Below are 25131 nucleotides of genomic sequence, written 5' to 3'. Positions count from 1 at the left end.
TTATAATTTAAATATAAAGCTTCTTTGAGCCCGTTTAAATTGCATCAGAATTATTTTTCAGACCCTACTGAGATTGGTTTTGATGAAATTTTAGAGACATTTTCTGCCATTAAAGTTTTGAAAAAAATGCGGTTAAATTTCATTTCTGAATAAGCTATAAAAAGGCTGTTCTTTTTTCTAATTATTATTTTTTCAAAAAACACTTGCGTAGTTAAATAACTACATTTAAATTTGTAGTCAAATGACTTCATAATGAATTTAAGACGTGATGTTTTTCAGGCAATTGCAGATCCTACAAGAAGATCAATTCTCGCTTTAGTAGCCGCACAATCGATGACGGCCGGAGCTATTGCTTCAAATTTTGATACTGCGCGACCAACTGTTTCAAAACATATTCAAATTTTGACGGAATGCGAACTTTTGACTTCTGAGCAAAACGGCAGAGAAATAATCTATCATCTTAATCCTCAAAAGATGAAGGAAATAGCAGACTTTATCGAACCTTTCCGGAAAATGTGGGACGAGCGTTTCAACACGCTGGAATCTATCATGAAAAACTACAAAAACAAAGACTAATATGGAACTTAAAACAAAAATTAAAGCAGAAGAAAACATGCAAGAACTTTTCATTACTAGAGAATTTGACTTGTCTTTAGAGTTACTTTTTAAAGCATACGAAGATGCTGAAATCGTTGAACAATGGATGAATACTAAAGTAATAAAACTTGAAAATCACAAACACGGAAGCTGGAAATTTGAAACTTCTAATGATGGACAGGTTGTATTTTCTGCAAACGGAGTCATTCTTGAATTTATTCAGAACGAAAAGATCACCCGAACTTTCGAAATGGAAAACAGTCCATTTCCGGTGCAATTAGAGTTTCTGACGTTTGAAGAAATTGGAAATGATAAAAGTAAGCTGACAATTCAGCAGATATTCAAATCGGTAGAATACAGAAACCAGCTTTTAAAAATGCCTTTCGCAAAAGGTTTGAGCATGGCGCACGATAGACTTCAAAATATTTTCACCAATTAAAATAACCTGCAAAATGGACAAACGAAACAAAATCATTTATTGGGTTATCACTGTTTTTCTTTCTGTCGGAATGCTGGCAGGAGGAATACAACAAACGCTTCAGATAGGCGGTTACAACGAGATAATCACCAAATTACATTATCCTTTATATGTCTTATCCATTTTAGGAGTCTGGAAAATCTTAGGTGTAATTGCCATTCTTATTCCCAAATTTCCTTTGCTGAAAGAATGGGCGTATGCAGGTTTTTTCTTTGCAATGTCGGGTGCAGCAATTTCTCATTTCGCAGTAGGACAATCTTTTACAGAAGCTATTCCTGCTTTGATCTTATTACTAGTAACCGTTTTATCTTGGTACTTCAGACCTTCAGACAGAAGAATAATCTCAAAAAACAATTAAATGAATCTACAAGCTGAACAATTTTTCGAAAAAGCAAAGAAATGGAAGGAAGAATTTTATTTGTTGCGGGAAATCATCACCGAAAATGATTCTCTTGAAGAAGATTACAAATGGATGCATCCTTGCTACACATTAGACGAAAAAAACGTGGTGCTTATTCATGGTTTTAAAGAATATTGTGCGTTGCTCTTTCATAAAGGTGTATTGATGAAAGATCCTCAAAATATTTTAATTCAGCAGACTGAAAATGTACAGTCAGCAAGACAGATCAGATTCAGAAATATTGAGGAAGTAGAAAAACAACGAGCGATTATCAAAAAATACATTCAGGAAGCTGTAAAAATCGAACAATCAGGTCAAAAAGTAGAATTAAAAAAGGTTTCCGAATATCCGGTTCCTGAAGAATTTCAACGGGCTTTAGATGAAGACAAAACTTTAAACGAATCATTTTATGCTTTAAGTCCGGGAAGACAAAAAGGATATTTATTCTATTTTAATCAGGCTAAACAATCCAAAACGCGCGAAACCAGAATTGAAAAATATTACCAAAATATTCTCGATGGAAAAGGAATTGATGATTGATTTGATTACGCAACTATCATTCTGAATGCAAAAGAATAGAATGAATAATCTCATGAATAAAGATTAATGAAGTCAACTTTGAAAAATTAAAACAAAAAGAGGAATTTCTAATTGTAGCAATTCCTCTTTTTGTTGAAATAAACGATTATTTTTATTTTCCTTTTAAATCTGTATTAATTTGTTTTTCAGCATTTTTAGCTTTCTGTTCCTGAGCTGCTTTTTCTTTTCGCTGCTGTCTTTTTGTCTTTTTCTCGGCACGTCTTTCTTCACGAATTACTTTGTTTGACTTTTGATTGTACAAAGCGTCAACAATTCCCTGTCCGGTTTTACTGAAGATTTTCACTTTTGGTTTTTCATGAGTTCCGGTAACAACAATCGGGAAACCAATCAATCCTCCCGGAAGAATCCCGACACGAACTCTCAAATCAAGCAATCCGTTAAAACTGGTTGTTCCGCTGATGGTAGGTCTCAAAATAGAAACTTTAAATGTAAATTTATCAACGTGAATCAGATTATTTTTGATGTGCGTTTCAATATTTACTCCTTTCATATCAGGATCATTGAACGCTTTTGCGCCAATATTATCACCGACTGCAGAAAGCATTTTAAGGTTTTTCACTGCTACATCACGAAGATTGACCACTCCTCCACCTTCTAAAGACGGATAAATAGGTTTCATATTTTTATCAAAATCTCCTTTTAATTTATAATCCAAAGAGACGATTCCCTTCACATTTTTGGCTGCAGTTGCCATTTCACGCACCATATCAATTTCATTGTAGGCTCGTTGAACATCGAAATCTAAAACGTTCAGAGCAACATCATAATTGGCTGTCAATGGTGACTCATCCTGATAACGGGCATCAATTTTCATCCTGCTTCCTACCACGTCAAATGAGGTGTTTTTAAGAAAAACTTCACCTTTGTTAATCGAGGCCAAGCCAAAAAGATTATTAAGGTTCAGCCCTTTAAACTCAACATTTTTAGCATCTGCTTCCAATGAAACATCAAGATTTTTTGGTATAATCACGACGCCGCTGCTTTTCGGATTTTCCACTTTTGCATAATCTACTTCTATTGATTTTTTTGAATTATCACCATCTTTCAGCGCCATAAATTCATCAATGAGAATGTATCGTGATTTTAGCTTAAACTTCCCGTGAAGCGTGCCTTTTCTTTCAATAAAATAATTAATGGTATTTAATAGATAGCCATTTAAAGCAAAATCTGACTTTCCGTAATTCGCAAAAAACTTCCTGAACCACATTTTTTCATTCTCAAATTCAAAGTTTCCTTCCTTGATGTAAAATGATTTCGGAAGATATTCCGTAGTGGCTTTTATATTTTTTAAAATTAAATTCCCCCGATTGTCTAATCTGCTGTACTGACCGGTTGTTGCATAACTTTGTCGACCGTTCAAGGACAAATCAGCCATAATCAATCCGCTTACATCCAAGCCTTTTTTGGCAAAAACTTTATAAATCCGTCCAACATTTAAAGTTCCTTTTGCACGCACTTTATACAGAACGTCTTCAAAATTCTGCAGATCTGCATTCACAAATACAGGGTTTCCTTCAAAATCAAATTTAAACGGGTCTAGCTTTACCCCTAAGCTTTTGAAAGTTCCGTCGGTATTGATAATATTTGCAACAATATTGATATTCTGAATGGGATTTGGATAGTATTTTGTTTTCAGCCAACCGTTTTTAAGATTAAGATAACCGTTGGTTTTTGGAAATAATTTTTTATCTAAACTAAAAATTCCGTTTGCTTTGATATTGGTGTCCATCAAACCTCTCGCATCAATATCTTTTAACCCTAAAGCCTGAGTCAAAGTCTGTAAATTGACCGCACCTTTTACATTCGCATTGATCTGCATTTCGTCTAAACCTTTTGTTTTTACGACCGCTTTAAAGTTATTATTCGGACCAAGATCGAAGCTTAGATTTTTCAAATTAAGTCCTAATTCTTCTGTATTTAAATCGGGCAAGTCTACATTGAGATCCATATTAAAATTATTCATCGGAACCGGAGCTTTTCCGTTGGATACAAAGCCATCTTTTACCATCAACTTTGCTTTTAATCTGGGTTTTTGATTTTTTTGCTCACTGAATCTTCCTTTCAGACTAAAAAAGAAATCACTGTCACCTTCAATTTTAGTATCTTTTGCCCAATCTAAATATTGAGGCGGAAGCACAGAAATCATATCACGAATCGTTGTTTTTTCGGACGCTGCATTGATGTCAAGATTATAACCGTCTTTTAAAATACTTACAAAACCCGTAAATTTTAAAGGCAAGTCATTAATTCTCAACTCATTTTTTCTAAGTACAAACGTTAACGCATTGGTATTAATCCTGGTAATTAAATCTGCATGTAAAGTTTTTTGTTTGGCGTAATAAATTCTGTTTAAACTAAAGTCTAATTTATCAATATCCAGATCCGTTTCAAGATCAAAAATATCTTCACTCAATCCTCCTTTTCCGGTATAATTTAAACCTTTTGCATCAACCAAAACTCTTGCAGCATGATCGTTATATTTAATGTTCCAGTTTCTTAATTTAATTAAATCAAGCTTTATTGAAGCTCCAGTACTCGTTGTATCTTTTGGTTTTTCTGAAGGTTTTGAAACGTAAACATTATAATTGGCTTCACCTTTTGTATTGACGAAAACATTGGCATAAGCGTCTGTAACATAGATTTCATCAATTTTTACTTCGCCGTCAAAAATTAAATTTTTAAGATTAATACCAACAGCTACTTCTTTTGCAGCAAGCAAAGTATCATTTTGAAAAGGCTTTGAACCTTTCAGCAAAAAATCGTCGACTGAAACCGTCAATGACGGGAAATGTCTGAAAAAAGTAAGATGTGTTTTTCTGTAATCCAATTTACCAGCAAGATGCTTATTGGCAAAAAGTTTTACCTGCTCAGAAACCTGCCCGGGAAATAAAATCGGAATGATAAACATGAGAAAAAGAATGGAAGCAATGGAAATTCCGGTCCATTTCAGAATTTTCAATAATATTTTTTTAAACCTATGCATGACTGAATCATTTTGGTGTTATACGTACAAATTCTATAATAATAATTGATTATCATCTAAAATCGAGCCATTGAAAATATTTAGAATGCCTTGTGGCACTAGTTTTCTCAGGAATAGATAATTCTCGGGTATTTGTTATAATGCCGCAGTAATTATAATCAGATGTAATATTTTTATCATCCCGATTGTTTATAAAAATATAAGCCTACTCTAATGACCAAATACCAAATCTTCTTATTATTCATTTTTAATTTTGTAATTGTTTCTGCGCAGCAAAAATTCAATATCAGTGGTACAATTGTAAATAGCAATAACAACAATTGGAATACACCGGTTGATGTTTATCTGTATGATAACGAAAATCAGCTCATTAAAACTACTGTTACAAAAGATTCAAAATTTGAGTTTACTGATTTGATATCAAATACCTATTATCTTCAGATTTCTTCCGGCGAAACAGAGCAAAAAGAAAAACCATTCTTACTGAATCGCAATATAAATTTTAATATAATTTATCAGCCGAAAATAAAAGAAATTGAAGCTGTTACAATCATTGGTGAGAAGAAAAAATTCAGTGTAGAAAACGGAAATATAACGTTAGATATTACAGATTCACCTTTAAATAAAGTGGCTACATCTTCAGAATTGCTAACAAAATTACCTTTTGTAACGCTCGACGCCAATGATGAAGGTGTTTCTGTAGTGGGTAAAGGAAGTCCTTTATTGTATGTTGATAATCAACGGGTCGATTTTTCTACGTTGTCTGGAATTTCGGTGGAAGATATAAAATCTGTTGAAATCATCAGAAATCCATCTGTAAAGTATGAATCTGAAGGTAAAGCGGTCATCAAAATCAATTTAAAAAAGAGCAAAAGAGATGGTTCTAAGTTAGCTTTATCCGAAACGGCCACCTTTCAAAAAAGATTCAGCAATTATTTTAATGCCAATTTTCAGCAGAAAAAAAATAAAACAGAATGGAAAATAAATGCTGCATTCAATGCTGTTCAACATTGGGAAAGTAACGGTTATAATTATGCAGTTCCAAGCAAAAATATTTCCTCAGATTACACCATCGTTTCTATTACCAATCGTCCGCAAACTATTTTCGGAGCAAGTTTGTATCAGGAATTAAATGATGACGGAGATTATCTTACTTTGACTTTTAACAGTAATTTTCGCCCGGATAAAGGAGATAACAATACCAATACAAAATATATTGAAAACGGAATTTCTTCCAATATATTGACCTTAAATCATCAGGATAACAAGAGAGCTTCTATTAATTCTATTTTTAATTATAATAAGAAGTTGGCAGATTGGGATGCCAATATTTTTACAGGATTTCAATACACCAGAGAAAGCCGCAATGTAGATTATGAGTTCCTAAATAATATTGATGATTCGGGATATGAATTCAGCCAATTCCGAAGACAATTATATGCAGGTGATGTTTATTCCGGAAGAATAGATTTTGAAAAAAAGCTGAAGGAAAATTACAAATTAGAACTTGGAACAAGTTTCACAAAAGCTGAAACGACTACTGATAACATCATCGATTTTGCTACTGTAAAAGCTCCCGAATTTTTTAATTATTTCTTCAAAGAAAGTAATACCGGGTCATACGTCAATCTAAGTACTGAAAAAAACAAATGGAACTTTAAAGCAGGAATCCGTATGGAAACCACTTCAGCCAAAGGTTTTGACAATATTTTGAAAGACACTACTCTATCCCGAAATGCTGTTGACTGGTTTCCCAATGCCGAAATTTCTTTTCAGCAAGATAAAGACCATGTTTTTACATTAAATTTCAGAAAAACAATCTCTAGACCTGGTTACGGCAATCTGTCTTCCGGAGGATTATACGGAAGTCCGTATATAGAATATGTAGGAAACCCCAATTTAATACCTACTTACACGAATACGTTGTCTTTTAATACAAGTTTAAAAAAATGGTCTGTTAACGCATCGGTTTACACAAGCAAAAATCCGATGGGTTATACTTTGGTGTATGATGATGAAAAAAATATTTCAAAATTTACACTCATCAACTTTGACAAAGAAATTGGCGCAAGTCTCGGTGTAGATGTTCCTTTTGAATGGAAAATTTGGTCGTCACAAAACAGTATGTCGGTTAATTATGGTAAAACAGAAGACAGCTTAGCTTTAATTAAAAAATCGACTCCATACCTTTATATTTATACCAATAATACTTTAAAAATCACTAAAAGCTTTTCTTTATTAATGGACGGTTCTTACATCAGCAAACGTACAGAAGGTTTATACGAAAACAATGCAGTTTGTGCCGTTAATTTCGGAATCACCAAATCTGTATCAGATTTTGATTTTACGTTCAGATATAATGATATTTTTAAGCAGATGAATTATATTCAAAACATGACGTATGATAAAATTATTTCTACCGGTAATTTTTACGGAAACACGCCTACAATTTCGGTTGCTGTAAAATACAATTTTGGCAGGCTTGAAAAATCGAGTTACAAAGAAAGCAGCGTTAATGAAACCTCAAACAGGTTATAATTAAACGTGTTTAAAATTTTTATTTAACCGCAAAAGAGGCAAAAGATTTAAATATTTCTATTTAAAGTTAATGAGTATAAAGAAAAAGTACACAAAAACTCTTTAAAAATCTTTGATTTTTTATTCTTTTGAAAACTTTGATTATCTAATAATAGCTTTATGATTGTCTTTTGTTCCTTATGCGGTAAAATCTCAAATTAGTTTAAACAAACTATAAATAAAAAAGGTTTATCTGCATATCAATTGCAAATAAACCTTTTTAGAGTTTTTTTAAAAAATAGTTATTTCAGATTTGCTGTAAAGAAATTTTCCAGCTTATCAAAAGGAATAACATCTACTTTATCATACAAATCAACATGAACAGCGTTTGGAATAATCATGAGTTCTTTCGGCTCTGCTGCAGATTTGTAAATATCTTCACTGAAATATCGTGAATGGGCATTTTCACCAGCAATCAAAAGCATAGGTCTTGGCGAAATCTCTTTCACATACGTTAAGATCGGCATATTCATAAACGAAAGCGGATTGGTCATCAACCAAGCTCCATTAGAATTCAGCGAATTGGCATGAAAACCACGAGGCGTTCTGTAATAATCAAAATATTCTTTTACAAATTGCGGCTCGTCACCTTTCAACGTTTCGGGTAAATTTCTCGAACCTTTGGCTGGGTTTCCGTTTTCGGCATCTTTCCAACGTTGTTGGCTCAGATCTTCCAAAGTCTTGGTACGCTGTTCCGGTGTTACAGAATCGTTATATCCTTTTGACATTACTCTTGTCATATCATACAAACTTGTTGTGGCAACAGCTTTTACTCTTTTATCTACCGCCGTCGCATTCAGTGCAAAGCCTCCAAAACCACAAATCCCAATGATTCCTATTTTATTTCTGTCCACATTTTTTTGAAGACCTATAAAATCAACTGCTGCACTAAAATCTTCTGTATTGATTTCAGGTGATGCCAAATTTCTTGGTTCGCCACCACTTTCGCCGGTATAAGACGGATCAAAAGCAATTACGGCAAAACCTCTTTTTGCCATTTCATTGGCGTACAATCCTGAAGATTGTTGTTTTACCGCACCAAACGGACCGCCGATTACCAATGCTGATAATTTTTCGTTTCCTGCATTTTTAGGTAGATATAGATCTCCGGATAAGGTAATTCCGTATCGGTTTTTGAAGGTTACTGTTTTGCGGGTTACATTATCACTGAGTTTGAATGTATAATGTTCTGTTGAATTCATTTTCTTTGAGTTTTTATCAAATGATTTTTGTTTGCTTTGCGCTGTAAATTGACTTAAAGACAATATTGCTGCAAACATTAATGTGAGTCTCTTCATTTTACTGTTCGTTATTGACTTGATTAAATTCTTCATCTGTAACGGGCTTCAGCCAAGTTACCTGTACATCTTCTTTAAAGTTGGTAATGGCAATATGCGTCATCGACGTTTTATCTGATGCACCGTGCCAATGCTCAACATTTTCAGGGATATTCACAACATCACCTTTTTTAATGATTTGTGCAGGTTTTCCTTTTTCCTGATAAAAACCAGAACCTTCTGTTACAATCAAGACCTGACCTTTAGGATGCGTATGCCAATTGGTTCTTGCGCCAATTTCAAAAGTGACTGCTCCTGCAGAAAATTCATTGTTTTTATCTTTGGCTACCAAAGGCGATAAAAAAGCATTTCCGGTAAACCATTCGTTTGGTAATTGGTCTCCTTTCGGGAAAAGACCTGTTGTATTTTCTTTATTCATTTTTTTCTTGATTTTTGTTGTTACATGAGGTTACTATTATTAAGACAAATGCGCATAGCACCAGTATTTTATGATTAAATTTAAATATTTTCATTCTCTATTTTTTTTATGATCTTTCCAGGAATTCCACCGACAATTGTATCGTCAGGTACATTTTTAGAAACGACTGCTCCGGCTGCAACCACAGAATTTTCACCAATTGTAACGCCAGGTAAAATGGTTGCATTTGCACCAATCCATGCATTTTTTTTAATGTGAATCGCTTTGCCTATCAGTCCATTTCTTAATTTTGGATCTAATGGATGGTTTTCCGTGATAAGGCTGACTTTCGGGCCTATCAATACATCGTCTTCAATTGTTATTCCGCCTAAGGCAAGAAAGGTACAGTCGAAATTGATGAATACATTTTTACCAATATTGATATGCTTTCCGTAATTGATATAAATAGGCGTAAACACAGCGACATTTTGAATTTCCTGATCTAAAATTTCACTCAATATTTTTGTAATCTCTTCAGGATCTGAGGAGTTGTTCATTTCTATGAGTAATTTTCTGACTGCGAAAGATTCATCTCTCAATCTGTGCATTTGTGGATCGTTGGGCAAGATTGTTTCTCCAGCCAATAACCTCTCAAAAATATCTAGTTGAGGATGAATAGAAGTTGGAATATTGTTTGAGTTTGGCATCTTAAATTGATTTGATAATAGAATACAAAGGTATCACGACATACGAATAAGCCGTTAAAGATTATCAAACCAAAAACTAAGAATTTCAAACCTCGGTCAGTCGAAATGATTTGGGATTAGTTCCAGTTTGTTTTTTAAAAAAGTTGTTGAAGTAAGTAGGATATTCAAATCTTAAAGCATAAGCGATCTCTGAAATACTCCAATCTGTATGTAGTAAAAGAGCTTTTGCTTCTGTGATAAGACGCTCTGTAATATGAGCCGTTGTTGATTTTCCGGTAACCTCTTTTACAGCACGGTTGAGATAATTAATGTGTACATTCAAATGTTGCGCATAATGTTGTGCCGTTTTTAGCTGAAGAGGGTTTGCGGTCGTTTCAATTGGGAATTGTCGTTCCAACAATTCCAGAAAAACAGAAGTTAATCTCGAAGACGCATTCTTGTTTTGCTCATAATTTTCAGAAGGTTCCATCTTTAGAGATTCGTGAATGATAAGACTGATATAATTTCTGATCAGTTCATCTTTATAGAGGTAGTCACTTTCCTGTTCGGCAATAATTTTCTGAAAAATCGTATTGAGAAAATCTCTCTGCTCAGATGTAATTTTTAAAACAGGAGTTCCGCCAATTTTAAAAAAAGAAGACTGCTGTAAGCTCTCTGAACGTTCTGAATTTTTAAAAAATTCGGCGGAAAAAAGAATGGTATAACCTACATAAGTTGTAGAAATGGTTTCCCAGGAATAAGGAATGTATGGATTACCAAAAAAGAGAATCGTCCCTTCCTGTTCAAAAGTTTTATCGGAATAATGAATCTTACTTTTCCCTGTCGTAAGGCAGATTTTATAGAACTCTTTTCTACTGTAGGTACGTGTTTCGTTACTGTCACTTTCAATTTGAAATGCCTTAAATCCTTGAAGCTTCAATTCATTATTAAATTCTGAAATTACTCTGATTACCTTCTCTTTCATTTGATAAAGTTAAGAAATTCAAACTTTAAAATAATATTTCAATTTAAATTCATTTTAAGTGAAATAGAAATTTTGCTATTTAAAATCATTTATATAATTTTGCATAATCAGTTATGTAATTAATTATGAATATATTCAACCGTACCGGAAAAATGGCTCTAGGAAGCAGATTAAGATTGCTGACCAGCAAAGTTACTGAAGATGCAGCTCAGATTTATGAACTGTATAATATTGCAGGATTTTCTCCAAAATGGTTTCCTGTTTTCTTTGTTCTCTCTGAAACAGAAGAAAAAACCATTACCGAAATCGCTAAAGAAATTGGACATTCGCAACCGTCTGTTACAAAAATCATCAAAGAAATGACTAAAGCAGGCTTAGTTAAAGACAAACTTAACTCCAATGACCGACGAAGAAACGTTGTTGGTCTTACAGCCGAAGGAACTTCTTTAGCAAAGAAAATGATTGAAGAACAATGTGCCGATATTGATGTTGCTATTGATGAAATCATCAACCAAGCGACAAACAATCTTTGGGAAGCATTAGCAGAATGGGAGTTTTTACTGGAACAAAAATCTTTACTAAAAAGAGTGAAAGACCAAAAGAAACTGCGTGAAAGCAAGCATGTTAAAATTGTAGAATATGAGCCCAAATACCAATCAGCTTTCAAAGCTTTGAATGAAGAATGGATTTCTACTTTTTTTGAAATGGAGGAAGCCGACTATAAAGCACTAGACAATCCTAAAGAATATATTCTGGATAAAGGCGGAAAAATATTTGTCGCTCTTTATAAGGACGAGCCTTTAGGAGTTTGCGCTTTAATAAAAATGACCGACCAAAATTATGATTTTGAAATGGCAAAAATGGCAGTTTCTCCAAAAGCTCAGGGTAAAAATCTGGGTTGGCTTTTAGGACAGACCATTATAGATTCAGCTAAGCAATTAGGAGCCTCAAAAATATATTTAGAAAGCAATACCATTCTGGAACCGGCAATCAATTTATATCATAAAATGGGTTTTGAAAAGATTGTAGGCCATCAAACGCCTTACAAACGCTGCAATATTCAAATGGAATTAAATTTAGAAAAGTAATAGATTTTCAGACAAAAATAATCGTTGATCAAATCCGATGATCAGTAAATTTTGTTTTCTAAACTGGTAAATGATTAGCATCTGAATGCTCTTTTTAAATTGAACTTTTCGTAAGTTAGCAAAACTGAAAATCACAATTATAAATCTATCTTTAGAGATCTTATTGTTTAAAGATAATTTCAACTCTTAATTCCAGAATAATGACTGAAGAACAAAAAGTTAAAGTAAGAGAATTTAACAATCAAATTATAGCCAATAAAAACTATAGATTCAATTCATGGCTTCCTGTTTTGGAGGATCCAAATACGAGAAGTTTAGATGAAATAAAAGGCAGAATGTCGGTAATGAATGCTTTGATTAATATTTCGTTTGAAGCGCCCATAACTTTCATCAGAAAATGGATTGAAAAGCATGATTTGACGTCACATCTTTCTAATTGGGAAAACGAAATTCTGCTTAAAGATAATGATGAATTGAGCGATTACGAAAGTAATTCTCTACGTTGGTATCTTGAAGGACTTTGGGCGTTGATGTGGGCAACGAAAGTAGTTCCCGATCTAGATGAAACCGAGTGGTGTGGCGAAAATATGGCAACATTTTTACCTAATCTTGAAGAAAATGAAAGTAATGAAAAGATCGACCAGCTAAAGGAACTCAGAAGTGATGTTGAAATTTACAATATGCTTGATCTGTACTACCGTTTCCATTGGTATTGCGTTGATGAAAGAATAAAAGGAATGGAAGCTAAAATTAACGAAGGTGTGGTCTATGAAAGAAGAAAAGCTTTGGAATGGCTCATCAACAAAGATTCTGATTGGGATGATATTGAGATGGGAACTTAAAGAAGATTTAATATTCACCAAACAATAAACTCTCTACATCGCCGTTGTTTAGGCAGATTTAAAGATTTTATTTCTCAGTGTTTTGAAGAATAGCTTTTTTTTATCTTACATAAACTTCAAAAAATAAACTAAAAAAAATTGATACAGAAAACATCATTAAAAGCTGCAACTACAATCGCTGCGGTCTGCTTTAGCACAATAGTTTTTGCGCAGCAACGATACTCGGTAAGTGGCACGGTAAAAGATAAAAAGAATGGTGAATTGCTGCTCGGAGTCGCCGTAAAGGTCGCAGAAGATCCTACCATTTCAGTTGTAGCCAACGAATACGGATTTTATTCGCTTTCACTTCCAAAAGGTTCTTATACTTTAATTGTTTCTAATCCCGGTTTTAAAGATTTTCAGCAAATTATTAATGTTGAAGATAATATTAAGCAAAATATTCAGTTGGATCAGGAAGATGATGAGAGAACGGCTAAAATTGATGAAGTTATTATTTCCGGTGTGAAAAAAGATAAAAATCTTTCATCGGCACAAATGGGAACCGAAACGTTGAGCATTAAACAAATTGATAAACTTCCTGTATTATTTGGTGAAAAAGATGTGATGAAAACCATTCAGCTTTTGCCCGGAATTAAAAGTAATGGTGAAGGAAGCAGCGGATTCAGCGTAAGAGGCGGGGCAACAGACCAAAACTTAATTTTGTTAGATGAAGCAGCGGTTTATAATGCTTCGCATTTGCTCGGATTTTTCAGTACATTCAATAGTGATGCGTTGAAAGATGTGAGCATCATCAAAGGAAACAGTCCGGCTCAATATGGAGGAAGACTTTCTTCTGTTTTGGATGTAAAAATGAAAGATGGAAACAACAAAGATTATAACGTTAATGGAGGAATTGGTTTAATAAGCAGCAGATTGAGTGTAGAAGGACCGATTCAGAAGGAGAAATCATCATTTATTGTTTCGGGAAGACGAACGTATGCAGATGTTTTTCTGAAAGCTACAGACGATTTCAAAGACAGTAAATTATATTTTTATGATTTAAATCTAAAAGCCAATTATCAAATCAATGATAATAACCGATTATATTTATCCGGATATTTTGGAAGAGATGTTCTAGGTTTGGGTGATACTTTTTCTACAGATTGGGGAAACACCACCGCTACTCTACGCTGGAACAGCATTATTAACAGTAAATTATTTTCCAATACTTCATTTATTTACAGCAATTACAACTATAATGTAAGCTTAAGCAGCAATAATAATACTTTCGGGCTTGATTCTGAAATTGAAGACTGGAACTTGAAGCAGGATTTCACTTGGTTTGCAGGAAATAAACATTCTGTAAGATTTGGTTTACAGTCAATTTATCATACGATTACACCAAGCAGCGCTTCCGGAACAAGTGTAAGCAGTTTTCCGAGAAATCCGAGATATTCTTGGGAAAATGCAGTTTACATTAATGATGATTTTAAAGCAACAGAAAAGCTGACCATTAATTACGGAGCAAGATTGGCAATATTTAGTGTTTTAGGTGGCGATACTTTCAACACGTATGAAAACGGAGTTTTAACCGATTCTGAATATTTAGAAAAAGGAAAATTCGGGAAGACGTATGTAAATCTTGAACCGAGAATTACAGCCAATTACAGAATTAACCAAGTAAGCAGTATTAAAGGAGGCTATTCCAGAAATACTCAAAATTTACATTTATTAAGCAACAGCGGAAGCGGAAACCCGACCGATCAGTGGATTGGAAGCAGCTATACCGTAAAACCTGAAATCGCCGATCAAATAAGTGCAGGGTACAGCCGAAATTTTAATAATAACAATTATGAATTGAATGCTGAGATTTATTACAAATCAATGCAAAACCAGATCGATTATAAAAACGGAGCACAAATATCTTTTGACACTGCTGCCGATGTTGAAAGTGAATTGCTATTCGGAAAAGGAAGAGCTTACGGTTTAGAATTAATTGCCAAAAAGAAAAGCGGAAAACTGACCGGCTGGATTTCTTATACTTTATCTAAAACCGAAAGAAAAATCAACGGAATCAATGATAACGAATGGTACGATGCAAGACAAGACAAAACGCACGATCTTTCTATTGTAGCAACATATCAATTAAATCCGAAATGGTCTTTTTCGGGATTATTCCTTTACAGTACAGGAAATGCTGTGACTTTCCCAACTGGGAAATATGAACTGAACGGACAAACTGTTTTTCAGTACAGCAGCAGAAATGCCGACAGAATGCCCGCTTATCACAGAATGGATTTGAGCGCAACATATGAGCCGAGTTCTAATAAACGTTTTAAAGGATCTTGGTCTTTCGGAATTTACAATGTGTACGGAAGGGAAAATGCATACACGATTACTTTTGAAGACAATCCGAATAATCCGGGAACAACAAGAGCGATGCAGACTTCATTATTCCGTTGGGTTCCTAATATTACTTATAATTTCAAATTTTAATTCATAGTAATCTAACAATATATTTTAGATTTAAAATTTTAGCATTCAACTAATCTCTAAGATCTAAATTCTAACTTCTATTTAATTTATGAAAAATATATTTTTAATCATATTATCCCTCTTTTTGGTCACTTCTTGTGAAAAGGAAATCGATCTTGATTTGGAAGACCAAAGCGGAAGCATCGTTATTGAAGCAAATATAACCGACCAGGATGGACCGTATTATGTAAAGATCACGAAATCGGTTGCTTTTACCCAAACCAATCAGTATCCGGTAATAGAAAATGCAATAGTAATTTTAAATGACGATTTTGGACAATCTGAGGCTTTAAAATATGTGGGTAATGGATTTTACAAAACTAATTTTATTGAAGGAATCCCAGGGCATACTTACACTTTACAAATAATAGCAGAAGGAAAAGAATATTTTGCAAAAAGTAAAATGCCTGAAGCTGTTGATTTTGAAGGTTTGGAACAGGATTCTTTTATGGTAGGTGGTGAAACCAGCTATACACTTTTACCTATGTTCACAGATCCACAAGCTTTAGGTAACCGCTATTTATTCAGCTATACTGTAAATTATAAGCCCAAAAGATATTTTTCAGAGTTTTCTGATAATGTAAATAACGGGATGCCCAATCAGAGACCTATTATTCTTCCCAATGATGATGGCGACGAGCCGGATGATGTAAAAGTGGTGATAGGCGATACCATTCACGTAGAAATGAACTGTATTGATGACAATGTCTATACATTTTATTCAGCACTGCTTCAGCTTATGGGAGGTGGTGCCGGAGGCGGTGTGACACCAGCTAACCCACCCAGCAATATTAGCAATGGCGCTTTAGGTTATTTTTCAGCACATACAGTGAGCAAAAGAAGTATTGTTATACAATAAAATTGGGTTTTGATTAAACTTAATCTTTAGGAAAAAATAAAGTCTTTAGGAAAAGCTATTTTGAGTAATCAAAATAGCTTTTGTAGTGAGCTGATCTTCAGACTGCTTACCCAAAAACAACAAACGTTAACATATATTAACACTTTACAGATGTAACATATATTCCCTTATTGGTGTCTTATATTAAAATAGACAACATTTAATGAAAAAAATTTTAGCACCCGTTGCTTTACTACTAGGAACTCTGGCTTTTTCCCAAACTGAGAAAGATACCCTGGCATCAAAAGTAAAAGAAATAGAAGAAGTCACCTTTGTTGCCAGAAAACCGACTGTAGAATCTAAGGTTGACCGTACTGTTTTTAACGTAGCCAACAGCTCTATTCTTGCAGGAAATACGACTTGGGATGTCTTAAGAATGACGCCTTTGGTAAGCATTGATAACAATGATGCTTTAAAGGCAGAAGGTGAATCTGTAACTGTTTACATCAACGACAGAAAATCTGTTTTTACAGGAAAAGAACTAAAAGAATATTTACAGACAATGCCTGCAGATAATCTGATGAAGATAGAGGTTATCACAAGCCCGTCTTCGAGATACGAAGCGACCGGATCGGTTATTAATATTGTTCTTAAAAAACGTGATGACGAAGGACTGAAAGGAAGCGTGACATTCAACAACAGACAAAACACACAAAATTCTCAATACACTAATCTTAATCTTAATTATCATAAGAAAAACTTTACACAAACACTCGTAGGAAGTTACAGCGACAATGTATGGGTGCAAAAAAACTCATTTACAAATACCAGATATCACGACAATATTGTAACGGAAGGTTCTACAAACAGTATCTATAAAGGAAAAAATCCTTCTATATCTTCTACTTCAGAATATGAGCTGAATGATAAAAATACAATGGGAGTAATTCTTGAAGCTTATCAGGGCAAAAGAAATAATACTTCTGAAGCAAATGGAACACGTTCTAAGAACAATGAGCTGGAATATTCTTACGATCAAAATCAAAACTCATCAACACTCAACCGTACATTTGGCACCAATTTTTTCTATAAATATTATGATAAAGAAAAAAGCAAAATTTTAGATATTAATTTAGGCACCAACTACGACGGGGAGTTTGAAGATAATAATTTTATCAAAAATAAAGTATTCTCCACCACAACTGATATTCAGCAAATAGGGGTGATTTCTGATGTTGAAAATCGAAATTATTACATCAAAGTTGATTATACACAGCCTTTAGGGAAATCCGGAGGTAATTTTGAAGTTGGAGGTAAGATGGATTTTAATAATAATATAATTCCGAATCAGCTTTATGGAAATCAGTTGACCGGTTTAAGCACGGGAGACATTTTCCATTATGAAGATAATATCAATTCACTGTATGCAAATTATTCTAAAACGTTCTTTAAAAAACTGGAAACGAGAATAGGTATGCGTTACGAATACATTGATTATAAAATGCGTCAGGATGTTGCAGGAACTTCACGTAACGACTCTTATGGCAAGTTTTTACCAAATATTTTAATTAAATATTCTTTTTCAGATAAATATGATTTGAGCTTAACGTATAACAAGAATCTTTGGCGACCATGGTATTCTGAATTCAACCCTTTTATGCAGCCTACCAATGATGGGTTTTATTCTCGTGGAAACATTGATCTGAACCCGAACCCAAGTGACAGATTGTACATGAAATTCGGATTTTTGAAGAAATATTTCCTTTCTGCAAGATATACTTTCACAGATCAGGATTACTGGACTAATTATGTAACGGAAGGTGATAAAATTATCTCTGAACCCGCTAATTTTATTGGGAAGGTTCAAAAATATTTTCTTTACGCCAATACCAATCAATCATTTATTAAAAACAAATTAAACGTAAACCTAAGTTTCGGATGGAATTATCTTGACAATAGTGATTTTAATAAAAAAAATGAATTGAGAACAGATACCAATTATATCAGTTATTGGGCGGGCTCTACCAACTTAACGTATACCAATCTTTTTAATAAGAATATTAATTTGAGCGCCTGGGTAGAGGTTTCTAATCAGAACAACGGTAATTCTATTGCCAATAAGACCAATGTTTTTCATAATCTTTCGGCCACAAAGATCTTCCCAAAAACTCAGATGGAATTGAGTTTACAGCTGATGAATATTTTTGCAAGACCGGTCTTTGATTCTACAACATTCAGCCCGGATGGAAGCCAAAGAAATTCGTCAAGATCTGACTGGTACGGGTTTTCATTAACATTTGTAAAACGATTTGGAAATCAAAAAGTAAAAGAAAATACAAAAACCGATGTCGAGAAAAACAGCGGTGGTGGAAAATAAGAAGTAGTTTATTTTATCATTGGAACGGATGGTGAGCAATTCACTGTCCGTTTTTTTATGGTTTTAAAAGGATATGAAATTCAAAAACATATAATCCGAATATTTTTGTTGCTGTAATTTAACATAGTTTGGACTCATCTTAAATTTTAACACAAAAGAGAATATTTTTTTAATAAAAATCAATTTTTACCTTAAACAAAGGTTTTCTCATTTATTAAAATAGCAGATTTGTAATGAATAAAATGCTGAATTGAAATAAAAACTGTTAAATCTTAAAAAAAACTGTGTATGGCATAAAAATTATTATACTTAATAGTAAACACTTTAAGATGGAAAGTACACAACAAAATAAAGATACAATAGCCTACTATTTAGCTTTTAACACACAACAACAGTTTGGGATTGAGATTGATCTAAAAGACGAATTTATATTTACAGAAAATCTTGTCTCAAAGAAAACAATCGTTGCCCCTACTTTTTCTGATAAGATTTTGTCACAACCAAAAATCAAAGAATTTTTATCAGCTTTAATTGGTGATATTAATAATGAGGAGCTCACTTACAAACTGCCAAATTAGGATCCGGAACAAATAAGAAATGTTGTATAACAGCAAATCCTGACAATAGATGCCAGGATTTTTACGATTTAAAGAAATTATTTTAAGCTTTTTCCGTAAGATATTTAGCAACCTTATCTTCCAAATCTTCAAGATTGAAAGGCTTTGCAACGTAATCGTCGGCTTGAGCTTCTTTTGCCAAAGCAACAATATCGTTATTGGCTGTTACGTAAATGACAGGAATTGATTTAAACTCCTCATGACTCTTCAAAAGTTTCGTAGCCTCTACTCCACCAATTCTCGGAATCCAGTTATCCATGAGAATTACATCGGGCTTATACTGCGAAACCTTTTCGATAATATCATGAGATGTTTCTGAAATTTCGACCTGATAACCGTTTTCCTCAAAAATGATCGTAATCACTTCCAGAATTGTTTTATCATCATCAAAAATCAAAATTTTCTTATTACTCATATTCTTTATTTAACTTTTTTTGTTTATTTTTATAATTGATTGATATAATCTGCCAGATTATCCGGCTTTATAAGGAGGTCATACTTTACTTCTTCCACCGCATGTTTTGGCATATAATCTACTTCGGCAGTTTCGGGATCCTGAATCCATACTTTACCGTTGTTCTTCTTTATGTAAGCTAAACCTTCTACTCCATCTGCATTGGCTCCTGAAAGCAAAATTCCTACCAAAGTTTTACCGTAAACTTCTGCTGCAGATTTAAAAGTAACATCGATTGACGGCCGAGAATAATTCATCTTCTCAGAACTGTCGAGAGACATCGTTTTTTTGTTTTCAAATAAAAGATGATAGTCTGCGGGCACTATATAAATTTTGTTTTTTCTAATATCTGTTTTATCATCGATCTCTACCACTTCAGTTGAAATGAATTGTTGAAGTAAAGTCTGCAAAATATTGGTAGAATGCGCCTTTCTGTGTAAAACCAATATAATGGGGAAATTTAATTTTTCACTGATATTTTTGATCATTTCTAAAATCACCTGCAGACTTCCCGCAGATCCACCGATCAAGACCAGTTCTGTATTTGTGCTTTCAGTATGCATGTTTTAAAAATATTAGTTATGATCAATTTTCTTCCAGATTCTCTGATCGTCTACCTGATGAAAATTTTTATCTAATTTAGAAAATCTTATTGTTTCTTTTGCACCTAAAGCCAAAAATCCCAAATTTTCTAAACTGTTATCAAAAAGTCTGAAGACGCGTTCCTGCAAACCACGGTCAAAATAAATAAGAACGTTTCTGCAGACAATCAGCTGAAAGCTGTTAAAAGAACTGTCTGAAACCAGATTGTGTGTAGATAAAATCAGTTTTTCCTGCAGACTTTTATCAAATTTTGCACTGTCGTAATTAGCTGTATAATAATCTGAAAAATCTTTTTTCCCGCCGGATAACATATAGTTTTCAGAGTACAGCTTCATCTGCTGTAAAGGAAAAACACCTGCTCTTGCAGTTTCAAGAACAGAAGGATTAAGATCTGTACCGTAGATTAAAGATTTATGATACAGATTGGCTTCTTTCAATAAAATCGCTATAGAATAGGCTTCTTCGCCTGTAGAGCAACCTGCCACCCAAATCCTGATCAAAGGATACGTTCCTAATTGCGGTAAAATTTTCTCTCTTAAACCTTTAAAGAAATAAGGATCCCGAAACATTTCAGTTACATTCACCGTTACTTCTTCTACAAAACGTTTCAGATATTCGGGCTCATTGATGATCGTGTATCGCAGTTCTGCAAAGCTTGTAAATCGTTCTATCAAACAAATACGGTTGATCCGCCTCTTAAAAGAAGCTCTGCTGTACTGGGAAAAATCGTACCCATACAGTTCGTAAACATCTTTAATAAGATATTCTACTTCTTCATCTTTTATGATACTTGGTTCCAGCATTTAAAAAAATTTTTCGATAGCAGTTAATAGTATATCAACATTTATCGGTTTCGATACATAATCCTGTGCTCCTACATCCAGACATTTCTGGCGGTCTTCAGGCATTGCCTGAGCCGTGACTGCAATAATGCATACATCGCTAATCTCTTCTGTATTTCGTATGATTTTTATAGCTTCATATCCGTCCATTTCCGGCATCATCATATCCATCAAAACCACAGAAATATCCTTATCATTTTTAAGCAAATTAATCGCTTCCAAAGCCATTGTGGAACTCTCGATCTGATATCCTCTTGCTTTCAGCGTAAGTTTGAGAGCAAATATATTTCGCGGATCATCATCCACAATTAAAATTTTCTTATTCATCAGAATTTTGGCTTTTTAACTTTCATATAACCATACTCTAAGTAATGATAACAACTGATCGATATCTACAGGCTTTGAAATATAGTCTGAAGCTCCTGCATCAATGCATTTCTGGCGGTCACCAATCATTGCTTTTGCTGTAATCGCAATAATAGGAAGTTTGGCAAATTTCGGCATTTTTCTGATCTCCTGAATGCTTTCGTAACCATCCATTTCGGGCATCATCATATCCATTAAAATCACATCGATATCAGGGTTTTGTTTAATTTGTTCCAAGGCATGTTTTCCATCCATTGCAACAATAGCTTCTACTTTATATTTTTCTAAAGATTTAGTTAAAGAAAAAATATTTCGTGCATCATCGTCGGTAATCAAAATCTTTTTACCGCTCAATACTTCCGTTAATGAGCCTAAAGTTTTGGTTCTAACATTTTCTAAAGAGTTATTTTTTTCTTCTACCAAATGTAAAAACAAACCAACTTCATCTAATATTCTCTGATAAGAATGTGCCGTTTTCACCACAATAGAATCTGCATATTGCTTAATTTTAAGCTCTTCAGATTGAGATAGATTCCTTTCTGTAAAAATAATGATTGGCAGATTTTCGAGACCTTCATAGCTTTTTATAGATTCAATTACTTGGTATTCATTTCCTCGGGAATCACCAATGTCTAAAATCACACAATCGGTTTGGTTTGAAGTCAATGCTTTCACAACATCTTCCACATTATTCTCAATCGACAACGAGATATTAAAGTTGCTTAAGAAATAAGACAGAGCGCTTGCGTGTTTCGCATTTTCTTCCACAATCAGTACTTTTTGCGGAGATTTTCTGATGGCTTCTTCAATTTTTTTGAAAACATCTGCCATCTGATCCAGAGCCATTGGTTTATTAATGAAATCAATAGCGCCCTTCATCAGACTTTCTTTTTTCACATGAAGTACAGACATCATGTGCACAGGAATATGTTTGGTTTCAGGATTTGATTTCAACTCATCCATCACCTTCCATCCGTCTTTTATAGGAAGCTGTACATCAAGTAAAATCGCCTGCGGATGGTATTGTTGCGCAGCTGGCAAAGCATGATCCCCTCTTACCACTACAACTCCTTTATAGTTTTCTGATCTTGCGTACTTTAATAAAGCTTTTGCAAAATTGGTATCATCCTCAATAATTAAAATCACTTTATCACCTTCATTGATCTGATCTCTGTCGTCATCAACACTTTCGGGAATCTCAAGGATGATTTTTTCATAGTATTCTGATTCACCATCATCAAGAATATTCTGAATTTGCTCTACATCTTCACGGATAACATCTACCAAATCTTGATCAGTTTCATGTTTTACAATTTCAGCGATCGGTTTGATCGGAATAACTAAACTAAACTCACTTCCTTCATTTACTTTACTGGTTACGCTTAGTTCACCGCCCAGTAATCTTGCAATTTCCCGGCTTATCGACAATCCTAAACCTGTTCCTCCAAATTGTCTGCGGGTAGAACCATCAGCCTGCTGGAAAGCTTCAAAAATAATTCTCTGCTTATCTTCTGCAATCCCGATTCCGGTATCTTTTACAGAGAAAATGATGAAATTATTATTTTTAGGATCTTTTTTAATATTTAAATCAATGCTTCCGGCTTTTGTAAATTTCAATGCATTAGAAAGAAGATTTCTTAACACCTGATCTACACGCAAACGGTCTGTTTCAATAATTTTCTCAACATCCTGATCAATATTGATATTAAATTGTAATTTCTTATCGACAAAAACAGCATTAAAGAGACTTTTCAGATCTTTTACAACTTCAGTAATTTCAACATCGTGATATTCTAAAGTCATTTTTCCGGATTCTATTTTAGCTAAGTCCAAAATTTCATCGATTAAGGTCAATAGACTGCTTCCCGAACTTTGGATAACTTTTGCAGATTCTATCTGATCTTCATTGAGGTTTTCATCCGGATTTTCTGCCATTAAACGGGAAAGAAGAAGAATTGAGTTCAAAGGAGTACGCAACTCGTGAGACATATTTGCTAAAAACTCAGATTTATACTTCGTGCTCAGCGCCAGTTCTTCAACTTTTTTCTGGATTTCAATATTTCTTTCTGCAATCAAATGGTTTTTGTCTTCAAGCAATCTCGAACGTTCCTCCAGCTCGGCATTTGCCTGCATCAGTTCTTCCTGCTGTACTCTCAATTCTTCTTCTGAAGCCTGAAGTTTTTGAGTTTGAGCTTCCAATTCTGTATTAAGATTTTCCAATTCAGAATGCTGAACCTGTAATTCCTCAGACTGGGCCTGAGTTTCTTCCATCAGCTGTTGCTCTTTCTCGCGTCCTTTTGCTGCATTCAGGGCAATTCCTATATTTCGTGTACCTTCTACAAAGAAATCTATTCTATCCTGATCAAAATTATTAATTGATGCTAGTTCTAAAACACCAATACAGTGACCATCAGAAAGTATCGGGATTAATAATAATCCGTTTATTTTCATTTTACTGCTTGCAAAACTTACAATAAAATCATTTTCTTTGAGGTCATTATACACTGTAGGTTTTTCGTTGACAAAAGTTTGGCCGATCATACCTTCCCCCGGATCAAAACTTTTTTTCATATTGCTTTCAAGTCCGAAAGCAGAATTAAGCCTTAAAATTCCTTCATCAAATATGTATAAAGATCCATTGATGCATTTTCCGTATTCTATGATTTGACTCAGCGATCTTTCTGATACTTCTTTTACTGATCTGTTTCCTACTAAAGACTCGTTTAACAAGGCAAGCCCTTTTTGTCGCCAGTCGCTTTTATTAATGGTTTCGAAAGATTTTTTTAAAGAATCTGTCATGTGATTCAGAGATCCTACCAAATCTCCCAGGTCGTCCTGAGAATTATCTACTACTTTTTGGGTGTAGTCTCCATTGGCTACGCGGCTTGCAATCTGCTGAACGGCAGTTACACGTCGTGATATCTGTGCGTCTTTTTCTCTTAAATCTTTTTCAAGCTTTTCTCTGCGTACAAGATCTGATTTTAGTTTTAGATAGAAAAAAACAGTAACAATGATTGCAGATAGCGCCGAAAATACAATAAATATAACTGTTGTGTCTGATGAACGGTTGAGATCTTTATTTTTTACATCAAGCTGGGCTTCTTCATATCTTATAAATTCGTTCACTACCTGGCGGCATTTATCCATATAAGCCTTGCTCTCTAATATCTGCTGTTGACTCATCACAATGCCTTTGCGTCTGTTTTCGACATAAAGTTTCAGATTATCAATGCTTTTTTCAACATCTACTTCTAAAACAGCTAATCGCTTTTGTTGATTTGTATCTGTAATATCCAGACTTTTTGCAAGAGCTATAGCATTAGAATAGTCTTTTAAACTGCGATTATAAGGCTCAAGAAAACTCTCTCTTCCGGTAAGCTGATAACCACGATTTCCGGTTTCCGCATCCAGCAATGCTACCAAAACATCTTTTACCGCAGTTGCAGAACGCCTGCTTTTTCCTACACTTTCACGATGATTCATCTGATTTTGAATACTCAAATATGAAGCAATAGAGCTGGCAATAAGTATCAATAATGAAAAACCGACACCAAACTGTAGATTTCTTAGTATTTTTTTGGGCATAAAA

At 34.0% G+C, this 25131-nt stretch carries 21 protein-coding genes; 11 read left to right on the top strand and 10 right to left on the bottom strand.

All coding sequences use genetic code 11. The annotated features are described in order from the left end of the window. Positions 1-252 precede the first annotated feature (252 nt). From OH814_RS15230 to OH814_RS15215, 4 genes are read left to right on the top strand one after another with little or no spacing between them, the layout of a single operon-like run. Complete coding sequence (locus tag OH814_RS15230; protein WP_076558083.1) at positions 253-576, top strand: helix-turn-helix transcriptional regulator; 324 nt, start codon at positions 253-255, stop codon at positions 574-576. Between the two features lies 1 nt (position 577). Beyond that, the gene (locus OH814_RS15225; protein WP_308828751.1) at positions 578-1036 is read left to right on the top strand and encodes an SRPBCC domain-containing protein; all 459 of its coding nucleotides are present in this window, start codon (positions 578-580) and stop codon (positions 1034-1036) included. 13 nt (positions 1037-1049) lie between these two features. After that, on the top strand, positions 1050-1433 hold the full coding sequence (locus OH814_RS15220; protein ID WP_308828750.1) for a DoxX family protein: 384 nt from the start codon (positions 1050-1052) through the stop codon (positions 1431-1433). Beyond that, positions 1434-2015 (top strand): DUF1801 domain-containing protein, encoded by a 582-nt coding sequence (locus tag OH814_RS15215; RefSeq protein WP_308828749.1) that lies wholly within the window; start codon positions 1434-1436, stop codon positions 2013-2015. It abuts the gene before it with no gap. A gap of 151 nt (positions 2016-2166) precedes the next feature. Here the strand turns inward: OH814_RS15215 and OH814_RS15210 are convergent, their stop codons facing one another. Then, positions 2167-5034 carry an AsmA-like C-terminal region-containing protein gene (locus OH814_RS15210; protein WP_308828748.1) on the bottom strand — a complete coding sequence of 956 codons (2868 nt, stop codon included), beginning with the start codon at positions 5032-5034 and terminating at the stop codon, positions 2167-2169. Positions 5035-5271: 237 nt separating this feature from the next. Here OH814_RS15210 and OH814_RS15205 point away from each other — a divergent pair, with 237 nt between their 5' ends. Further along, positions 5272-7596, top strand: coding sequence for an outer membrane beta-barrel family protein (locus OH814_RS15205; RefSeq protein WP_308828747.1), 2325 nt, complete (start codon positions 5272-5274; stop codon positions 7594-7596). A 281-nt stretch (positions 7597-7877) separates the two neighbouring features. Here the strand turns inward: OH814_RS15205 and OH814_RS15200 are convergent, their stop codons facing one another. From OH814_RS15200 to OH814_RS15185, 4 genes are all read right to left on the bottom strand, one after another. Next, positions 7878-8837 carry an alpha/beta hydrolase gene (locus OH814_RS15200; protein ID WP_374990581.1) on the bottom strand — a complete coding sequence of 320 codons (960 nt, stop codon included), beginning with the start codon at positions 8835-8837 and terminating at the stop codon, positions 7878-7880. A 97-nt stretch (positions 8838-8934) separates the two neighbouring features. Then, positions 8935-9351: a cupin domain-containing protein gene (locus tag OH814_RS15195; protein ID WP_308828744.1), complete on the bottom strand. Its 417-nt coding sequence runs from the start codon at positions 9349-9351 to the stop codon at positions 8935-8937. Between the two features lie 80 nt (positions 9352-9431). Further along, complete coding sequence (locus OH814_RS15190; protein WP_308828743.1) at positions 9432-10037, bottom strand: sugar O-acetyltransferase; 606 nt, start codon at positions 10035-10037, stop codon at positions 9432-9434. An 85-nt stretch (positions 10038-10122) separates the two neighbouring features. Beyond that, the gene (locus OH814_RS15185; RefSeq protein WP_308828742.1) at positions 10123-11001 is read right to left on the bottom strand and encodes a helix-turn-helix domain-containing protein; all 879 of its coding nucleotides are present in this window, start codon (positions 10999-11001) and stop codon (positions 10123-10125) included. Positions 11002-11126: 125 nt separating this feature from the next. On the opposite strand from OH814_RS15185, the gene OH814_RS15180 reads away from it, so the two are divergent. The 6 genes from OH814_RS15180 to OH814_RS15155 all read left to right on the top strand — a co-directional run bounded on the left by OH814_RS15180 (position 11127) and on the right by OH814_RS15155 (position 19238). Continuing rightward, on the top strand, positions 11127-12089 hold the full coding sequence (locus OH814_RS15180; RefSeq protein ID WP_308828741.1) for a bifunctional helix-turn-helix transcriptional regulator/GNAT family N-acetyltransferase: 963 nt from the start codon (positions 11127-11129) through the stop codon (positions 12087-12089). Positions 12090-12289: 200 nt separating this feature from the next. Beyond that, entirely contained in the window at positions 12290-12931 is a 642-nt protein-coding gene (locus tag OH814_RS15175; protein ID WP_308828740.1) for a DUF4272 domain-containing protein, read from the top strand. A 138-nt stretch (positions 12932-13069) separates the two neighbouring features. Continuing rightward, positions 13070-15406 (top strand): TonB-dependent receptor domain-containing protein, encoded by a 2337-nt coding sequence (locus OH814_RS15170; protein ID WP_308828739.1) that lies wholly within the window; start codon positions 13070-13072, stop codon positions 15404-15406. Positions 15407-15494: 88 nt separating this feature from the next. After that, the gene (locus OH814_RS15165) at positions 15495-16304 is read left to right on the top strand and encodes a DUF4249 domain-containing protein (protein ID WP_308828738.1); all 810 of its coding nucleotides are present in this window, start codon (positions 15495-15497) and stop codon (positions 16302-16304) included. A 202-nt stretch (positions 16305-16506) separates the two neighbouring features. Further along, positions 16507-18660, top strand: coding sequence for an outer membrane beta-barrel protein (locus OH814_RS15160; RefSeq protein ID WP_308828737.1), 2154 nt, complete (start codon positions 16507-16509; stop codon positions 18658-18660). Between the two features lie 329 nt (positions 18661-18989). Beyond that, the gene (locus OH814_RS15155) at positions 18990-19238 is read left to right on the top strand and encodes a hypothetical protein (RefSeq protein WP_115619188.1); all 249 of its coding nucleotides are present in this window, start codon (positions 18990-18992) and stop codon (positions 19236-19238) included. An 82-nt stretch (positions 19239-19320) separates the two neighbouring features. Here the strand turns inward: OH814_RS15155 and OH814_RS15150 are convergent, their stop codons facing one another. Genes OH814_RS15150 through OH814_RS15130 form a run of 5 tightly spaced genes read right to left on the bottom strand, consistent with a single transcriptional unit; the run spans position 19321 to position 25127 of the window. Further along, the gene (locus OH814_RS15150) at positions 19321-19692 is read right to left on the bottom strand and encodes a response regulator (RefSeq protein WP_115619189.1); all 372 of its coding nucleotides are present in this window, start codon (positions 19690-19692) and stop codon (positions 19321-19323) included. A gap of 29 nt (positions 19693-19721) precedes the next feature. Beyond that, entirely contained in the window at positions 19722-20294 is a 573-nt protein-coding gene (locus OH814_RS15145) for a chemotaxis protein CheB (protein ID WP_115619190.1), read from the bottom strand. 12 nt (positions 20295-20306) lie between these two features. Further along, positions 20307-21137 carry a protein-glutamate O-methyltransferase CheR gene (locus tag OH814_RS15140; protein WP_115619191.1) on the bottom strand — a complete coding sequence of 277 codons (831 nt, stop codon included), beginning with the start codon at positions 21135-21137 and terminating at the stop codon, positions 20307-20309. After that, positions 21138-21503, bottom strand: coding sequence for a response regulator (locus tag OH814_RS15135; protein ID WP_308828736.1), 366 nt, complete (start codon positions 21501-21503; stop codon positions 21138-21140). A 15-nt stretch (positions 21504-21518) separates the two neighbouring features. Further along, positions 21519-25127 carry a response regulator gene (locus OH814_RS15130; protein WP_308828735.1) on the bottom strand — a complete coding sequence of 1203 codons (3609 nt, stop codon included), beginning with the start codon at positions 25125-25127 and terminating at the stop codon, positions 21519-21521. Positions 25128-25131 lie beyond the last annotated feature (4 nt).

Source organism: Chryseobacterium sp. CFS15 (assembly GCF_031118795.1).
Lineage (GTDB): Bacteria > Bacteroidota > Bacteroidia > Flavobacteriales > Weeksellaceae > Chryseobacterium > Chryseobacterium indoltheticum.
Note: the sequence above shows the minus strand (reverse complement) of the source record. Positions and strands in the feature narration are given on the sequence as shown.

What these genes read in the sequence shown, in the direction of transcription:
- OH814_RS15230 (WP_076558083.1), top strand. Translation starts at nt 253, where the DNA reads ATGAATTTAAGACGTGATGTTTTTCAGGCAATTGCAGATCCTACAAGA.
- OH814_RS15225 (WP_308828751.1), top strand. Translation starts at nt 578, where the DNA reads ATGGAACTTAAAACAAAAATTAAAGCAGAAGAAAACATGCAAGAACTT.
- OH814_RS15220 (WP_308828750.1), top strand. Translation starts at nt 1,050, where the DNA reads ATGGACAAACGAAACAAAATCATTTATTGGGTTATCACTGTTTTTCTT.
- OH814_RS15215 (WP_308828749.1), top strand. Translation starts at nt 1,434, where the DNA reads ATGAATCTACAAGCTGAACAATTTTTCGAAAAAGCAAAGAAATGGAAG.
- OH814_RS15205 (WP_308828747.1), top strand. Translation starts at nt 5,272, where the DNA reads ATGACCAAATACCAAATCTTCTTATTATTCATTTTTAATTTTGTAATT.
- OH814_RS15200 (WP_374990581.1), bottom strand. Translation starts at nt 8,837, where the DNA reads ATGAATTCAACAGAACATTATACATTCAAACTCAGTGATAATGTAACC.
- OH814_RS15195 (WP_308828744.1), bottom strand. Translation starts at nt 9,351, where the DNA reads ATGAATAAAGAAAATACAACAGGTCTTTTCCCGAAAGGAGACCAATTA.
- OH814_RS15190 (WP_308828743.1), bottom strand. Translation starts at nt 10,037, where the DNA reads ATGCCAAACTCAAACAATATTCCAACTTCTATTCATCCTCAACTAGAT.
- OH814_RS15185 (WP_308828742.1), bottom strand. Translation starts at nt 11,001, where the DNA reads ATGAAAGAGAAGGTAATCAGAGTAATTTCAGAATTTAATAATGAATTG.
- OH814_RS15180 (WP_308828741.1), top strand. Translation starts at nt 11,127, where the DNA reads ATGAATATATTCAACCGTACCGGAAAAATGGCTCTAGGAAGCAGATTA.
- OH814_RS15175 (WP_308828740.1), top strand. Translation starts at nt 12,290, where the DNA reads ATGACTGAAGAACAAAAAGTTAAAGTAAGAGAATTTAACAATCAAATT.
- OH814_RS15165 (WP_308828738.1), top strand. Translation starts at nt 15,495, where the DNA reads ATGAAAAATATATTTTTAATCATATTATCCCTCTTTTTGGTCACTTCT.
- OH814_RS15160 (WP_308828737.1), top strand. Translation starts at nt 16,507, where the DNA reads ATGAAAAAAATTTTAGCACCCGTTGCTTTACTACTAGGAACTCTGGCT.
- OH814_RS15155 (WP_115619188.1), top strand. Translation starts at nt 18,990, where the DNA reads ATGGAAAGTACACAACAAAATAAAGATACAATAGCCTACTATTTAGCT.
- OH814_RS15150 (WP_115619189.1), bottom strand. Translation starts at nt 19,692, where the DNA reads ATGAGTAATAAGAAAATTTTGATTTTTGATGATGATAAAACAATTCTG.
- OH814_RS15145 (WP_115619190.1), bottom strand. Translation starts at nt 20,294, where the DNA reads ATGCATACTGAAAGCACAAATACAGAACTGGTCTTGATCGGTGGATCT.
- OH814_RS15140 (WP_115619191.1), bottom strand. Translation starts at nt 21,137, where the DNA reads ATGCTGGAACCAAGTATCATAAAAGATGAAGAAGTAGAATATCTTATT.
- OH814_RS15135 (WP_308828736.1), bottom strand. Translation starts at nt 21,503, where the DNA reads ATGAATAAGAAAATTTTAATTGTGGATGATGATCCGCGAAATATATTT.
- OH814_RS15130 (WP_308828735.1), bottom strand. Translation starts at nt 25,127, where the DNA reads ATGCCCAAAAAAATACTAAGAAATCTACAGTTTGGTGTCGGTTTTTCA.